This window comes from Bacillus sp. AF62, assembly GCF_050312695.1.
GTDB lineage: Bacteria > Bacillota > Bacilli > Bacillales > Bacillaceae_G > Bacillus_A > Bacillus_A cereus.
Genome location: NZ_JBNPJZ010000041.1, coordinates 83,776 through 98,310, shown reverse-complemented (window position 1 = coordinate 98,310; position 14,535 = coordinate 83,776). Strand labels below are relative to the sequence as shown.

The following is a 14,535-nucleotide window of genomic DNA, read 5'->3' as shown; positions in this document are numbered from 1 at the left end:
CTTTTTTCTATCGATTAAATAAAGAAAAATCTTCCCTTTCTTTATTTGTAAATAACTGTTCAAATAATTTGGCAAAGACCATTCCATATACAGTTCCATTACCTCCATACGGCAATGCGTAAAATAAATTATGTATCTTTTCGTCTTCTTTTAAAATGGGGAGACCATCATGAGTACCACCAAATGCGGCTGCCCAATAGTAGTCTGCCTGTATATTTTTATACTGCGGGAACATCTCTTTTACAATATTAATAAGGATATCACGCTTATGCAATAATTTCGTATCACCGATTGTTTGAATTTGCATCGCTTCATCTAATCCGCCTACAATAATGCGGTTTCGATACGTTCGAAAATATAAGTAAGGCCGTTCCGTTTCCCAAATTAACGATCGCTCATGCCAGCCTTCAAACTGATCTATTTCATTTGTTACAATTGCATAAGAAGTTTCTACTGTTGTATTTTTTTCTTTCTTTCCAAAAAGCGCTTCATAACCTGTCGCCATAATAATATTCTTTGCTACAATTTGATTTCCTGTTTTCGTGTAACAAATTAAATCATTTTGGCGTTTTTTTATATGTATTGCCTCTGTATGTTCATATATATTAGCTCCTATTTGGTTTGCTTTATGCAAAAAACTATGCGCTAATAAATACGGATTCACCTCAGCATCACCTTGCGTATATAACGCTGCTTGTTTTGCAAAAGAATAACGTTTCTTAATATCAGCTTCTGTAAAATATTCAACTGGAAATCCATAATTCTGTAACGTATTATATTCCTCTTGTAAAAATGAGACATCCTCACTTTTACTTGCATAATATAAACTATTTCGCGGAATAAAATGGGGATCAATATCAAGAGTCGGTATAACCTCTTCCATTGTTCTTAGCGCTTCATAACAAAGCTTATATGCTCGTACCCCTTTTTCTTTACCAAATGTATGGATAAGGGAGGTTAACGATTTATCATGAAGGAATTGTAGTAAACCTGTATTAGCAGCTGTGCTACCACACCCAATTGCTCTTTTTTCAATAAGCGTAACACTCATGCCAATTTTCGCTAACGAATGCGCTATATGAGCACCAGCTTCGCCGCTTCCGACTACGAGCACATCACATATCATATCATTTTCTAACAGTGGATAACAAGGTACAGAAACTCCTGTATTCCAAAACAACTTACCGTTCATAAGTTTCATAATTATACTCCTAAAATATAAGTTTCTCCTTTCTATGTTTTGTTATTTTCCATAAAAAAATCCAACTAACATAGGCTAGTTGGATTTTTTATTTTTAATTAGAACGCTCTTCAAGCCAATTTCCAATCGTCGGATATGTTTGTTTTACAGCTGTTCCACCGTAAACGATAGACATATGCCCTGTCGGTAAACATACATATTGTTTATCTGTGCTAGAAATATGGTCTAGTAATGCTTCTACTTGACATGGCAAAGCGATATGATCACGTTTCCCGGAAATATTTAAGACATTCGCCTTAATATTTGCAAGGTCTACCTTTTGTCCGCGAATAACGAGTTCACCCTTAACCAGTTTATTATTTTGATAAAAATCACGAATCCACTGTCTGTATGATTCACCTGGGAACGGAATACCATCACCAACCCACTTTTGAACCAATCTCCAGCTTTCGACGAAGCGCTCATTCTCTGAACGATCTACTAAAGCAACATATGGACCGACAAAGTTCGTAATTGGTTTTAACATTTTGTTTCCGAAATCAATCATTTCTGGCGGAATATTTCCAAATGTATCAACCGCTTTATCTAAATTGAAGTATTTCTCATCTAACAAAGGACCATACAATCCTGTTTCAGAGAAATCAAAAGGACTTGTCATGAAAATTAAATTACGAATTGGCATGTGCGGATGAAGTGCTGCATAAATAGAAGTTAGCGTTCCACCCATGCAATAACCAAGTAAAGAAATCTCGTCCGATTTTGCAGTTCGCATTACTTTTTTTACTGCTTTTGCAATATAATCAAACACGAAATCATCAAATTTCAAATGACTATCTTCTAAACCAAATGTGCCCCAATCAAGCATATACACATCAAAACCACGATCCACTAGATATTCCACTAAACTATTTCCAGGAGTTAAATCCATAATATATGGTTTATTAATAAGAGCATATATTAACAGAATTGGAACTCTTTGTGTTTTTTCTTGTTTTGGAATGTAGCGATAAAGCTTCGTCTTATTCTTCGTCCAAATAACCTCTTTCGGCGTTAATCCTACTTGCGGCTCTGGTTCACGTAATAAAATTTCACTCGCCCTTTTCACTCGGCGGTATGCTTTTCGGTACTCTTCTGGGTATAGCTCTAATTGCTTTTCCCATTCTGTTGCGAATGTAGTCATTTTTTTATCTCCTTTTTGGTCGATTTCCTTCTTAAAAAAAGAAGTGCATTCCTGCTATGGATATGCACTTTTTTCTTACTTCATTACATATATAATCCGCCGTTAATGTTTAATTGCTGACCTGTGATATACGCACCGTCACGGCATAGGTATACTACACCTTTTGCAATTTCATCAGCTTGACCAAAACGTTTTTTCGGGATTTTTGCAACGATTTTTTGACGTACTTCTTCTGGCACTTCTGCTACCATTTCAGTATCAATAAATCCTGGGCAAATTGCATTTACAGTGACATTTGTTTTTGCAAGTTCTAACGCTAATGATTTTGTAAATCCTAACATACCCGCTTTTGCTGCTGAGTAGTTTGTTTGGCCAAATCCACCTGCTTGACCAATAATAGAAGAAATGCTAATAATTCTTCCTTCTTCCGCTTCCGTTATGTATGGAAGAACCGCGCTTGTCGTATTAAATACGCTACTTAAATTCACGTCAATTACGCGCTCCCAATCTTCACGATTTAACTTTTTGAATGTACGATCTCTTGTAATACCAGCATTATTAACAAGAATATCAACTTTACCAAAATGATTCACAGCTTCTTCTACAAGTCGGTTTGCATCTTCTACTTTTGAAACATCCGCTTGCACTGCATAAACGTCATGTCCGTCTTTTCCTAGTTCATTTACTAAGTTTTCAGCTGCTTCTTTACTGCTATTATAGTTAATAACAACTTTAGCGCCCTCTTGTGCTAAAGCTACTGTAATTGCTTTTCCAATCCCTTTTGCTCCACCTGTTACGATTGCTACTTTGCCATTTAATTGAACCATTTCTTTTCCCCCTTAAATGAATTTGTGAACGATTGTTATGAATCATTTTGGTACTCATACTGTAGAGTCCCTATATAATTATGTTTCGCCGTTTACATGTGAAAAGAGATTCTCCCTCTCTCTTTTTCCTGTTATAAACAAGCGCTTTTATCATTTTTTATTTTCCGGCTTATTCGCAGGCTTTATCTCTTCTTTTACAGGTACTTGTAGTTTAGCTAGTACTGCATTTTGCTTTTCTAGCAATTCTAAAATTTGATCTACTTTTGTTTCAAGCGTACGAATATCTTGTTTCACTTTTGTCACATCACGCTTTAATGTAGGAGCTTGTCCTAAAGAATCTACTTTCTCCTCTAGAAACTCCTCAATGTTATCTACTTTATTTTCTAAGTTAATAACAAGCGTAGCCACTCTTGCGATATCCTCTTTCGTCGGCACATTTACTTGTTCTAAATAGTTTTTTGTCGTATCATTTAATGCTTTTTGATAAAACAAATTCAAATCTAGAACGCTGCCCATCCAAGCAGAATATTCTTCTGTTTTAATTGTTTCATTGAGCGCTTTTCCCCAAAATGTTTCGGTTTGTTCATAAGCATTTTTCCATGCTTGTAGTGGATCGAATTTTTGATCAATCACTTTACCTACACTCCCTTTTTCTTTTTTGAAACAATTCAACCTATTCACTATTTTCTAATATTCTGAATAAAACTTCAAGTCTATATTTTATTTTTTTCTATTTTCTAACAAATGTGTTGACTTTAAAAACAGATAGGTGTAAATTGCACTTATAAGCAAAAAATTCCATCTAACTGATTCATGAGGTGATGCACAATCATGCTACAAAATGAACCAGAACAACGCGAAAGTTTGGAGAACAACCAAGCGAAACAACCAAACTCCATGCCAAAAAACTTCTTAGTTCCCTTCTTACTTCTCTGTCTAAAAGACTGGAGTCTTCATGGTTACAAACTTATTCAAATGCTAATGGATATCGGCTTTTCTTCTGTTGACCAAGGTAATGTTTATAGAACACTACGCAAATTAGAAAAAGAAAACCTTATTTCTTCTACTTGGGATACAAGCGATGGAGGGCCGGCAAAAAGAATTTATTCTTTAACTGAATATGGAGAGCAATATTTAACAACATGTGCGACTTCTTTTGAACATTATCAAAATATGTTGCGGACGTTTTTCACGTTATACACCAATGCATTCTTTCCATTTTCTACTTCTCCAGAAAAGGATGAAAAGGATTCTTCATCTTCACCTGGTGGTACAGCAGAGTAATCTGCGTTCACAATATGCAAAAAAACATTTGGGGGTCAAACAATGGAAACTAAACCATACGAATTAGTCGATGCATTTTGGAAAAACTGGTCTCAATCACTTTCCCTTTTTTCTTCAGCTGGGAAACAATTAGAGCAACTTACTTTAGAAACATTAAAACAACAACAAGACGCTTTGCATAAATTAACATCAGGAGTAGATGAACTAGAAAAAGAACTACAACAAATCACTGCTCAGTTCAATAACCAATATACAGATTACGTGAAACAATTAACTGGTAACTCCTTAAATGATCAAATTAACGAGTGGCAAGACAAGTGGAAAGAACTTTCTGCTCATATGCAGCAGCTGACTGTTTCTCCTACAAAAACATCTTTGTCAATTCTTACACAAACAAGCGGTCAATTTGAAGAAACAACAAAACAATTTATTGAGCAACAACAATTACAACGTGAAGAGGCTCAAAAACAGTTAGAGGGTTTTTTGGAAGAGTTCAAGTCAAAACAGTTGGAACTCGCAAAAAAGTTCGAGGAAAACTCAAAAAATCTATTTACTTCCATCAAGTAAGAAAAATGTGGGAGCTAACTGCAGCACAAACAAAACTCTTTCTTCCTCCTACTACATCAAGATGGCTAACATTTTTCGATATGGAAAAGAAGGAGGACAAAATGAATCCATTTCAAGAAGCACAAACTGTTCCGGAGCTTCGTTATGATGAGATTCAAGTCGGTGATCAAGCATCCCTTACAAAAACAATTACAGATGAAGATGTTATTAATTTTGCAAAATTGACTGGAGATGTGAATCCTATTCACATTTTAGATTCTTTTGCAAAAACGACAATGTTTAAAGAACGTATTGCTCACGGTATGCTCGTTTCGAGTTTTATTTCTACTATCCTTGGAACGAAACTCCCAGGCAAAAATACGATTTATTTATCCCAAAATGTTTCATTCCGTGCCCCTGTCAAAATCGGTGATACACTTCGCGTTGTGGCAGAGGTTATTAAGAAGCGTGACGATAAAAAAATCATTACGTTGCAAACAAACATATATAATCAATCAGATGATATTGTCGTGGAAGGAACAGCGACAATACTAAAAAAAGAGTAGCAAAGTTGCTACTCTTTTTTTCTATCCAAGAACTTCTAATCGCACCGATTACTTCCGCGTATGAGTATGTCATTTCCACATAAAATAACGTTACCAGTTTAGATAAGAACTTAGCTGAACTGGACTACTCATAAGGATGTGTATCAACATGGTAAAAACAAACAAATTATTAGTTCCAGGTGCAGAACAAGCGCTTGAACAATTTAAATATGAAATTGCACAAGAATTTGGTGTAAGCTTAGGTTCTAATACAGCATCTCGTTCTAACGGTTCAGTTGGCGGTGAAGTAACAAAACGTCTTGTTGCTTTAGCTCAACAACAATTACGTGGATAATTATATAACATATGGCTTAGAGGCAGATATTATCTGCCTCTTTCTATTTTCAACATACATAATAGTGCTTTTTCACATACTAATCAAAGCAAAACGAAAGGAGCAATATGTGACATGAAACGGATTAATATTAGCATGAGCCCTCCCCGCGTTCTTACTTTATCTTTTATTGTATTATCAGTTGTCGGCACATGCTTATTAAAACTGCCAATTGCTACGACAACGTCCATTTCATGGCTCGATGCCTTATTTACAACCGTTTCCGCTTGTACTGTTACTGGGCTTGGTGTTGTGGATACTGGAAAAGTGTTTACTTTATTTGGACAATGTGTCATTTTAACGCTTATACAAGTTGGCGGGCTTGGCATTATGAGCTTTGCGGTCTTAATTGCTATTATGCTCGGAAGAAAAATCGGTCTTCAAAACCGTATTTTATTACAACAAGCATTAAATCAAACGAATATCGGCGGCGTTATCCGTCTTGCCAAAGCATTATTTTTATTCTCTTTTACAGTCGAATGTATCGCTACTTTAATTCTTTCTTTTGAATGGGTACCCAAATATGGGGTTGCCAAAGGGATCTATTATAGTTTTTTCCATTCAATCTCAGCCTTTAACAATGCTGGTTTTTCTGTGTGGAGCGATAATTTAATGTCCCATTCTCATAGCATTCTTGTCAATTTCGTCATTTCCTCTCTCATCATTTTAGGTGGAATTGGTTTTACAGTAATTGTAGACATAAAAAGAAAGAAAAACTTTAAAAACCTTACACTACATTCAAAACTTATGCTCACTTCTACTCTAATCGTCAACATTATTGCTACCCTTTTTATTTTTATATTCGAGTTCCATAACTCCCTTTCTATGAGAGGTTTTACCCCATTTGAAGAAGGAATGGCCTCTTATTTTCAAGCAATTTCAACACGAACTGCCGGGTTTAATACTGTTGATATTTCTACATTGTCAAAACCTTCCCTCCTATTAATGATGCTCCTTATGTTTATTGGTGCTGGTAGTGCTTCAACGGGTGGTGGGATTAAGTTAACAACATTTTTAATCATATTTTTTGGCGTATTTAAATTTTTACAAGAACAAGAGGATATTGTCGTATTTAAAAAATCCATTAAAGATACTCTCATTGTCAAATCATTAACCATTACTATTATTTCCATTTCATTTATCTTTTTTGCTATTTTAATTTTGAGTATTACTGAGCGAGTTCCTCTATTGATGAGTGCTTTCGAAGTATTTTCAGCATTCGGGACTGTTGGCCTCAGTATGAACTTAACGCCCCACTTAACTATAATCGGAAAAGCTATTATTATCTTTATGATGTTTTTTGGGAAAACGGGGCCTTTAACATTGGCTTTTTCATTTGCTCGTAAAAAGAACCGGAAAATAAAATATCCTAATGAAGATATTTTAACAGGTTGACAACCGTATCAATTATCCATATAATGAGAATACAATAACATATCTCCAAAGGGGAGTAGCGTCCAAGAATATTTCTTGGAAACAAAGTCGTCATTACGTAGAACTTAGTTCTTCCGGCTTTGTTGGCATTTTTATTACATATGTCTAGCAAGACCTTTGCCTATTAACGGCAGAGGTCTTTTTTGTATTCATTTCCAAATTCTTCCAAAGTTAATAGGCAGGAGTATGGGGAATCTAAATAGTGGGGAAATTCTTCACTTATTTAGAACTTATAGAGATGAGAGGAGAATGTACATGGATGTATCATTATTATTGGAGTATGGTTGGGTATTACTCATCCTAATTGCACTTGAAGGGATTTTAGCGGCTGATAACGCTCTTGTTCTTGCAATTATGGTAAAACATTTACCAGAAGAAAAACGAAAGAAAGCACTATTTTACGGATTAGCGGGGGCATTTGTTTTCCGATTTGGATCGTTATTTATGATTTCGTTCTTAGTCGATGTATGGCAAGTGCAAGCAATCGGTGCCATCTACCTTATGTTTATCGCTGGTAATCACTTATTTAAAACATATGTTAAAAAGAATACAGATGAAGAAACAGAAGAAAAAGAAGCAAAGAAAAAACAAGAGAACTTCTGGTGGACTGTATTTAAAGTTGAAGTTGCTGATATCGCCTTCGCAGTTGATTCAATTTTAGCTGCGGTTGCACTAGCAATGACTTTACCAAAAACAGGATTAGGTACAATTGGTAGTCTAGATACTGGGCAATTCGTTGTTATCTTTGTAGGTGGACTTATCGGATTAATCATTATGCGATTTGCAGCAACTGCATTCGTGCAAATCTTAAAACGTAAACCAGGACTTGAAACTGCAGCATTCTTAATTGTAGGTTGGGTTGGTGTGAAGCTAGCAGTTTATACATTAGCACACCCTGCATTAAATGTAATTCCACATTCATTCCCAGAATCCACTCCGTGGAAGCTTACATTCTGGATTGTATTAGTCGGAATCGCAGTTGGTGGTTGGTTCTTCTCAAAAGAAGTAGAAGTAAAAGTAGAAAAGAATTTAGACGAAAAAGCGCTGTAATTACAGCGCTTTTTCTTTTTCCTTTCTTCCTCTCAATGTCCAGAAAAAATTCCATTATACTACCTTTTGTAAACGTTTTCTTAACGTATGTATGTCCTTTTTGTGAAACATTGCACAAACTTATTGAAAGTGAGAACAATTCCATGTACTTTATTCATATAAGGAGTATTTATAGAAGATTTACTAAAGGAGCGTATTACTCATGCTAGAACAAGGACTAGATTATGTTGTCAAACTGGCTAAAAGCAAAATGAAAATGCTAGATACAAACCCAATGCAATATTTCATTCGTGCTGCACTTGCGGGTATTTATATCGGTTTTATTATTGTACTATGTTTTAAATTAGGTAACTTTTTTCACATTGCAGATTCACCAGCAACTTATTTAGCTGCTTCTATGTTTTTCGGGATTGCTCTCGTACTTATTATATATGGCGGTGCTGAATTGTTTACTGGAAACACAATGTACTTTACTGTAGCAACTTTAAGAAAAGAAACAACGATTTCTGATACACTTCGTAACTGGGTTGCTTGTTATGCAGGTAACTTAGCCGGCGCGTTATTCTTTGCCTTACTATTTTACGCAACTGGAATTTTTGAAGCAATTGATCACGGTCACCTAATGAATAAAGTCGTTGAAGGAAAGATGAACACACCTACAATGCAGTTATTCTTTAAAGGCATTTTATGTAACTGGCTCGTATGTCTTGCTTGCTTCTTACCATCTCAGGTTAAAGGCGACACGGCAAAAATAATGGTCATGATGCTACTTGTTTTCACATTCTTCTTATCTGGTTACGAACATAGTATTGCAAACTTGTCACTCTTTGCTTTATCTTTAGTTTCACCACATCCTGAGACAATTTCTTTTTCAGGTGCTATTCATAACTTAATTCCTGTTACAATCGGTAACATTATTGGCGGATCAGTATTTGTCGGTATGGTATACCACTACTTAACAAAAAAAACACCTGAAGTTCAACAGGAAGAAACTGAAATCGCAGCAGCTCAACAAGAAGAGATTATTCCTTTACAAGCACATATGAAACATTAAAAACTCCAAAGTTTTACTTTGGAGTTTTTAGCTTCCCACGTATTTAACAACAAGGTGAGGATTAATTTCTCCTTCTTCCTTTCCCTTATCCATTCTCTGTTTCATCTTGTGCATACCGATGACATCATTCGTATGAAGGTGAATTTCATTTACATATAACCCATCTGTACAAAAAGCTTCTACAAAATCCAGTCCATTTTTTGCTCCCCACCCCATATTAAAATCAAGGGAAAGAATATTCACATCATAATCCCGAACCATTTGCAAAGCACATTCTACTGTAGTTGCGGGCACATACCCGAACGGGCAACTTCTTTGATCATCCATATATACGTTCATTTTCTATTCCCTCTCTAATTTGAATATGCGGCCAATACATAACATATTGCCCCAAGACTAATAAAAGGACCAAATGGAATTGGTTTTCGTACTTCTATACGTTTTAATACGATACCCACCCCAAAGAAACAAAGACTGAAACAAGATGCTAAAAATAAAATGATAAAAACGCCTTTCACTCCTACTATAAACCCAAGTAATGAAAGTAGTTTTATATCACCTCCGCCAAGCCCTTCTGGATATATCTTTTGCATGCAATATAACAAAATGAATATAACACCACTACCAACTATACTATCTGTCCAAGTAACTAATTGTACAAAAACACTTTCAAGAATGAGTAAAACGGCAAACGAAATTAAAATACAATCAGGAATTAACATATATAAGTAATCTGTAACTGAAATAATAAGAAGTAGCGAAAAAAGGGATAAAATGATAATAAGCTCTCGTTCTATTCCAATCATATACACGGTAAGAAGAAATATACTTCCTGTTATACATTCAAATGCTACATACATAATTGGAATTTTCCTCTTACAATTCGTACAACAGCCTCTTTGTATATAAAATGAAATGATGGGGATTAGTTCTTTTGGCCTTAGCACATATTTGCAATAATAACAATGTGAACGCGGGGTAATAATAGACGCACCTAATGGAACCCTCATCGCAACTAGCATAAAAAAAGAACCAAACACCATCCCTGCTAACAGTGCATATAAATAAGTGAACATCCCTTCCTCTCCTTTCCCAAAAAACATAGCAAAAAAAGGAGAGAACTTCTACTTCATATTATCCTTTATTCTACTAAAAAGCAGGCCATTTTCTGGCCTGCTTTCCCCTCTTTTATACGATAAAATATACTGCTTTTAATGGTCCATGTACTCCGACAACAAGATTCATCTCAATGTCAGCCGAGTTACTTGGCCCTGTAATAAAGTTAATACAAGATGCCGCTGTCTCCCCATTTTCTACGCGTAAGTTCATATCCTGAACTGCTTGTGTAATACGAGGCACAAGTGTTTCACGTGGAATAATAGCAAAATATACAGTCGGTAAAAAGTGTAAAGAACGTCCTTGCCCTTTATGACTTTGTACAACAATTGTACCAGATTCAGCTAATGTATAATCACTAAATGCAATACCAATATTCGCTTTTTCAGCTAAACGCATATTTTCGTCTTTTCTCTCTGGATCCCATACGTTTACTTCAACGTCTCGCTTTGGAAGTTCTTCTTTAAATAAAGATGTTAAACCATATGCATCAAAACGCTCATCTGCTGATAATAAAATAGGTCCACCGCCGTTTTCCATGATTACTTTTTGAAGGTCTTCACCTAATCGGTCATTTGTCGTTTCTACTACAGTTGTATGAATGTTTGTACATTGCTTTTTAAACACTTCTAGTAATTCTTCTTGTGAACAATCTTTTAACGTTTCTATATTCACATTACTTTTCCATACTGGTCGCTCTACACCTTCTGTTTTACGCGCGCGCCCAAGTTCTTTTGCAATGTTATCTAGAAAGGCATCACGGTTTTGAATTAATCCTGTCATTATTTATCCCCGCCTTTCTTATGATCTTTATACCAATCACGGAATCGCTCTTTACTTGGAGCTGGGAATTCCCGAATATCCGTCCAGTTTTTAAGTGGTCCAACACCTTTTGATACACGATTACCAGATGTAAATGGACTCATTGCCGCTGGTGCCATTTTTGATCCCATTTTATATAAAGCAGCTGAAGAAGCACCCATACTAAACATTTTCATCGCTAGTTTTTCTGCAAGTGGTGCACGACCTTCTTGCTCAACAATAACTTGACGATGTTTTAATAATAAATCATGCAATGGAATTTTTACTGGACAAGCTTCTGTACATGCTCCGCATAAACTAGATGCATAAGGAAGCTCTTTGTAATCATCATATCCACCTAGAAGCGGTGTTAATACCGCACCGATTGGTCCTGAGTAAATCGATCCATATGAATGTCCACCAACGTGACGATATACAGGACATACATTAACACAAGCAGCGCAACGAATACATTGTAATACTGAACGGAATTCAGATCCCAGAATTTGAGAGCGACCATTATCAACAACAACTAAATGGAATTCTTCAGGTCCATCAACTTCCTCTTCTTGAATTGGTCCTGCTACTGTTACATAACTTGTTAATTTTTGACCTACTGCACTACGACATAGTAAACCAACTAAAACATCTAATTCTTCCATTGTCGGAACCATACGTTCCATACCCATTACCGCAATTTGTGTTTTCGGAATTGACATAACAAGATCTGCATTACCTTCATTCGTTACTAAACAAAGAGAGCCAGTATTTGCAACAGCAAAATTACAACCAGTTACACCAATTTCTGCATCCATAAATTTCTCACGAAGTTGTTTACGAACAAACTTTGTCATTTCATACGGGTCATCAGAATTTTCATAGCCTAGCTTTTCTTTAAATACATCGCGAATTTGCGTTCTATTTTTATGAAGTGCAGGTGCAATAATATGTGAAGGTGGATCGTTATCTACTTGCAAGATATACTCTCCTAAGTCACTCTCTAACACTTCACAGCCAATCTCTTCAAGCGCATGATTCATACTGATTTCTTCTGTTACCATCGACTTTGATTTTACTACTTTTTTCGCTTGTTTCTTTTTGGCAACGTCTTGAATATACTTTGCTGCTTCCTCTTTCGTCTTCGCAAAGTACACGTGTCCGCCTCTTTTTGATACATTTTCACTTAACTGCATTAAATAATAATCAAGATTTTCTAACGTATGTTGACGAATTTGTTCACCTAGTTCTCGCCACTCTTCCCAGTTTCCTAATTCATCTGCGGCTTTTAAGCGATTCGTATATAAACGCGTTTGTGCAGAAGAAACTGCTCCGCGCATAAACGAATCTTGAATTCCATCACCAACGCGATCATTAAATTTTTTCTCACTGATTTTCATAGACATAGCTTATGTTCCCCCTTCATGAGCGACTATTCAGTACCTCAGCAATATGCATTACTTTTACTTCTTTTCCTAAACGCTCAATACGTCCGCCAATGTTTAACAAACACCCACAATCTGCACCGATTAAATAATCTGCACCTGTTTCCATTACACTATCTACTTTTTCGTCTACCATTTGCTCAGAAATTGGAGTCATCTTAACTGAAAACGTTCCCCCAAACCCGCAACAATTTTGCACGTTTGGTAAATCTCTCACAGTTAATCCTTTTACATTTGATAATAAAATTCCTGGTGCTTCTTTTATTCCGAGCATACGTGTCATATGACATGATTTATGAATAGTAGCTATCCCTGGTAAACTTGCACCAACATCTGTAACTTTTAAAACATCTACAATAAACTGTGTAAATTCATAGGTTTTATCAGCAACTTTTTGTGCACGTTTAGCCCACTTTGGATCATCTTTGAAAACATGCGGATACTCATGAAACATTGTCGCACACGAACCAGATGGCGTAACGATATATTCTGCATCTTCGAAAGTTTCAATCATATGTTTCATCGCTTCTTTTGCTGCTTCTACATGGCCACTATTATAAGCAGGCTGGCCACAACAAACTTGTGCTTCTGGAAATTCAATTTCACAACCTAAACGCTCCAACACTTCAACTGTTGCTTTGCCGACATTTGTTTCGAACATATCGACTAAACAAGTAACAAATAAAGTAACTTTCATAACTATTACTCCCCCTTTTTACAACTTCGCCAACAAACATATGGTCATCAGATGACTGAGTAGAGAAGAAATAGGCTCAACCATGGCCTATCCTCTCCCTCTTCTAAAGAAAACGCTTACTTAATCTTTCTCTATTTTATCAGAAAATTAAATTTTTAAAAGATTAAATTACGAATTTATATCGTTTTTACCTGTGACAATATGTTCTACATTTGTTAAATGATCTAGCATTGCTTGCTGCGCTAATTCTACATCTTGTTTTAACACCGCATCATATATAACTTGATGCTCTTCTATAAGTCGTTCTGATGTCGTTTGTTCACCATATAAAATAATGCGTCTTGATTCACCAATCGTTTCAGCAATCATCTCTGAAACATGATTCATGAGTTCAAGCAAAATGTTATTATGCGAAGACTCTGCAATTCCCATATGGAATTGAAAATCGGCTTTTTCGCCAGCCTTTTCATCTCCAATGCTCTTTGCCATTTCATCTAACCAATGTTTCATATTTTGTAAATTATCTTCCGTACGTTTTGCCGCCGCTACTCGAACTGCCCCCACTTCAAGCACCTTTCGTACTTCTAATAAATTCAAAATATCTTCTTTCTTCATTAATAATCTATTGTTTAATGATTTCGTTAATGAAGAAGAATCGAAGTTCTTCACATATGTACCTTCTCCTTGTTTCATCTCAATTAAGCCCATCGCTCTTAGCGCACTTAGCGCTTCACGAACAGCAGATCTACCAACTTGAAACTGCTCAGCTAATTGATGCACAGGGAGTAGTTTGTCACCAGGTTTTAACGTACCATTTTTAATCATTGTTAAAATAGCTTCAGATACTTCTTCGTAAATTTTTTTCGGTTTAATAGATTTGTACTCCAGTTAAATCACCTCAGTATCTTCCAAACAACAATTGAAACGATTTATAAGAACTTTGCATCATAACTATTTTAGACCG

The 14,535-nt window shown here is 35.8% G+C and carries 17 protein-coding genes and 1 riboswitch; of the genes, 7 read left to right on the top strand and 10 right to left on the bottom strand.

Translation table 11 applies throughout. The features are described 5' to 3' along the window. Positions 1-7 precede the first annotated feature (7 nt). From ACQRBL_RS06370 to phaR, 4 genes are all read right to left on the bottom strand, one after another. Complete coding sequence (locus ACQRBL_RS06370) at positions 8-1,201, bottom strand: NAD(P)/FAD-dependent oxidoreductase (protein ID WP_000772526.1); 1,194 nt, start codon at positions 1,199-1,201, stop codon at positions 8-10. A 94-nt stretch (positions 1,202-1,295) separates the two neighbouring features. Beyond that, positions 1,296-2,381, bottom strand: coding sequence for a class III poly(R)-hydroxyalkanoic acid synthase subunit PhaC (gene phaC, locus ACQRBL_RS06365; protein ID WP_000206336.1), 1,086 nt, complete (start codon positions 2,379-2,381; stop codon positions 1,296-1,298). Positions 2,382-2,464: 83 nt separating this feature from the next. Further along, positions 2,465-3,208 (bottom strand): acetoacetyl-CoA reductase, encoded by a 744-nt coding sequence (locus ACQRBL_RS06360; RefSeq protein ID WP_000250407.1) that lies wholly within the window; start codon positions 3,206-3,208, stop codon positions 2,465-2,467. Positions 3,209-3,358: 150 nt separating this feature from the next. Further along, a complete protein-coding gene (gene phaR, locus ACQRBL_RS06355; protein ID WP_000566941.1) occupies positions 3,359-3,841 on the bottom strand; it encodes a polyhydroxyalkanoic acid synthase subunit PhaR in 483 nt (160 codons plus the stop codon). Positions 3,842-4,039: 198 nt separating this feature from the next. On the opposite strand from phaR, the gene phaQ reads away from it, so the two are divergent. The 7 genes from phaQ to ACQRBL_RS06320 all read left to right on the top strand — a co-directional run bounded on the left by phaQ (position 4,040) and on the right by ACQRBL_RS06320 (position 9,515). Beyond that, on the top strand, positions 4,040-4,492 hold the full coding sequence (gene phaQ / locus ACQRBL_RS06350) for a poly-beta-hydroxybutyrate-responsive repressor (RefSeq protein ID WP_000939954.1): 453 nt from the start codon (positions 4,040-4,042) through the stop codon (positions 4,490-4,492). A 42-nt stretch (positions 4,493-4,534) separates the two neighbouring features. Next, complete coding sequence (gene phaP / locus ACQRBL_RS06345) at positions 4,535-5,059, top strand: polyhydroxyalkanoic acid inclusion protein PhaP (RefSeq protein ID WP_000448592.1); 525 nt, start codon at positions 4,535-4,537, stop codon at positions 5,057-5,059. 101 nt (positions 5,060-5,160) lie between these two features. Then, on the top strand, positions 5,161-5,604 hold the full coding sequence (locus ACQRBL_RS06340; protein ID WP_001067916.1) for a MaoC family dehydratase: 444 nt from the start codon (positions 5,161-5,163) through the stop codon (positions 5,602-5,604). A gap of 148 nt (positions 5,605-5,752) precedes the next feature. Beyond that, the gene (locus ACQRBL_RS06335) at positions 5,753-5,938 is read left to right on the top strand and encodes an alpha/beta-type small acid-soluble spore protein (RefSeq protein WP_000241212.1); all 186 of its coding nucleotides are present in this window, start codon (positions 5,753-5,755) and stop codon (positions 5,936-5,938) included. Between the two features lie 114 nt (positions 5,939-6,052). Then, positions 6,053-7,372: a TrkH family potassium uptake protein gene (locus ACQRBL_RS06330; protein ID WP_411995802.1), complete on the top strand. Its 1,320-nt coding sequence runs from the start codon at positions 6,053-6,055 to the stop codon at positions 7,370-7,372. A gap of 38 nt (positions 7,373-7,410) precedes the next feature. Next, positions 7,411-7,576, top strand: a riboswitch (yybP-ykoY riboswitch). A 90-nt stretch (positions 7,577-7,666) separates the two neighbouring features. Next, positions 7,667-8,461 (top strand): TerC family protein, encoded by a 795-nt coding sequence (locus tag ACQRBL_RS06325; RefSeq protein WP_000383326.1) that lies wholly within the window; start codon positions 7,667-7,669, stop codon positions 8,459-8,461. A gap of 202 nt (positions 8,462-8,663) precedes the next feature. Beyond that, positions 8,664-9,515 (top strand): formate/nitrite transporter family protein, encoded by an 852-nt coding sequence (locus tag ACQRBL_RS06320; protein WP_411995803.1) that lies wholly within the window; start codon positions 8,664-8,666, stop codon positions 9,513-9,515. A gap of 27 nt (positions 9,516-9,542) precedes the next feature. Here ACQRBL_RS06320 and ACQRBL_RS06315 read toward each other — a convergent pair whose 3' ends face one another. The 6 genes from ACQRBL_RS06315 to ACQRBL_RS06290 all read right to left on the bottom strand — a co-directional run bounded on the left by ACQRBL_RS06315 (position 9,543) and on the right by ACQRBL_RS06290 (position 14,429). Then, a complete protein-coding gene (locus ACQRBL_RS06315) occupies positions 9,543-9,854 on the bottom strand; it encodes a cyclic-phosphate processing receiver domain-containing protein (RefSeq protein ID WP_023521462.1) in 312 nt (103 codons plus the stop codon). A gap of 14 nt (positions 9,855-9,868) precedes the next feature. After that, on the bottom strand, positions 9,869-10,591 hold the full coding sequence (locus ACQRBL_RS06310; protein WP_000495719.1) for a prepilin peptidase: 723 nt from the start codon (positions 10,589-10,591) through the stop codon (positions 9,869-9,871). A gap of 112 nt (positions 10,592-10,703) precedes the next feature. Beyond that, entirely contained in the window at positions 10,704-11,414 is a 711-nt protein-coding gene (locus tag ACQRBL_RS06305; protein WP_000147182.1) for a LutC/YkgG family protein, read from the bottom strand. Further along, on the bottom strand, positions 11,414-12,835 hold the full coding sequence (locus ACQRBL_RS06300) for a LutB/LldF family L-lactate oxidation iron-sulfur protein (RefSeq protein ID WP_000061930.1): 1,422 nt from the start codon (positions 12,833-12,835) through the stop codon (positions 11,414-11,416). The genes ACQRBL_RS06305 and ACQRBL_RS06300 overlap by 1 nt, the downstream gene beginning before the upstream one ends. A gap of 16 nt (positions 12,836-12,851) precedes the next feature. After that, entirely contained in the window at positions 12,852-13,571 is a 720-nt protein-coding gene (locus tag ACQRBL_RS06295) for a (Fe-S)-binding protein (protein ID WP_000869147.1), read from the bottom strand. Between the two features lie 168 nt (positions 13,572-13,739). Next, positions 13,740-14,429 carry a FadR/GntR family transcriptional regulator gene (locus ACQRBL_RS06290; protein ID WP_254904515.1) on the bottom strand — a complete coding sequence of 230 codons (690 nt, stop codon included), beginning with the start codon at positions 14,427-14,429 and terminating at the stop codon, positions 13,740-13,742. Positions 14,430-14,535 lie beyond the last annotated feature (106 nt).

What these genes read in the sequence shown, in the direction of transcription:
- ACQRBL_RS06295 (WP_000869147.1), bottom strand. Translation starts at nt 13,571, where the DNA reads ATGAAAGTTACTTTATTTGTTACTTGTTTAGTCGATATGTTCGAAACA.
- ACQRBL_RS06340 (WP_001067916.1), top strand. Translation starts at nt 5,161, where the DNA reads ATGAATCCATTTCAAGAAGCACAAACTGTTCCGGAGCTTCGTTATGAT.
- ACQRBL_RS06335 (WP_000241212.1), top strand. Translation starts at nt 5,753, where the DNA reads ATGGTAAAAACAAACAAATTATTAGTTCCAGGTGCAGAACAAGCGCTT.
- ACQRBL_RS06315 (WP_023521462.1), bottom strand. Translation starts at nt 9,854, where the DNA reads ATGAACGTATATATGGATGATCAAAGAAGTTGCCCGTTCGGGTATGTG.
- ACQRBL_RS06305 (WP_000147182.1), bottom strand. Translation starts at nt 11,414, where the DNA reads ATGACAGGATTAATTCAAAACCGTGATGCCTTTCTAGATAACATTGCA.
- phaP (WP_000448592.1), top strand. Translation starts at nt 4,535, where the DNA reads ATGGAAACTAAACCATACGAATTAGTCGATGCATTTTGGAAAAACTGG.
- ACQRBL_RS06300 (WP_000061930.1), bottom strand. Translation starts at nt 12,835, where the DNA reads ATGTCTATGAAAATCAGTGAGAAAAAATTTAATGATCGCGTTGGTGAT.
- ACQRBL_RS06360 (WP_000250407.1), bottom strand. Translation starts at nt 3,208, where the DNA reads ATGGTTCAATTAAATGGCAAAGTAGCAATCGTAACAGGTGGAGCAAAA.
- ACQRBL_RS06320 (WP_411995803.1), top strand. Translation starts at nt 8,664, where the DNA reads ATGCTAGAACAAGGACTAGATTATGTTGTCAAACTGGCTAAAAGCAAA.
- phaQ (WP_000939954.1), top strand. Translation starts at nt 4,040, where the DNA reads ATGCTACAAAATGAACCAGAACAACGCGAAAGTTTGGAGAACAACCAA.
- ACQRBL_RS06330 (WP_411995802.1), top strand. Translation starts at nt 6,053, where the DNA reads ATGAAACGGATTAATATTAGCATGAGCCCTCCCCGCGTTCTTACTTTA.
- ACQRBL_RS06370 (WP_000772526.1), bottom strand. Translation starts at nt 1,201, where the DNA reads ATGAAACTTATGAACGGTAAGTTGTTTTGGAATACAGGAGTTTCTGTA.
- ACQRBL_RS06325 (WP_000383326.1), top strand. Translation starts at nt 7,667, where the DNA reads ATGGATGTATCATTATTATTGGAGTATGGTTGGGTATTACTCATCCTA.
- phaC (WP_000206336.1), bottom strand. Translation starts at nt 2,381, where the DNA reads ATGACTACATTCGCAACAGAATGGGAAAAGCAATTAGAGCTATACCCA.
- ACQRBL_RS06310 (WP_000495719.1), bottom strand. Translation starts at nt 10,591, where the DNA reads ATGTTCACTTATTTATATGCACTGTTAGCAGGGATGGTGTTTGGTTCT.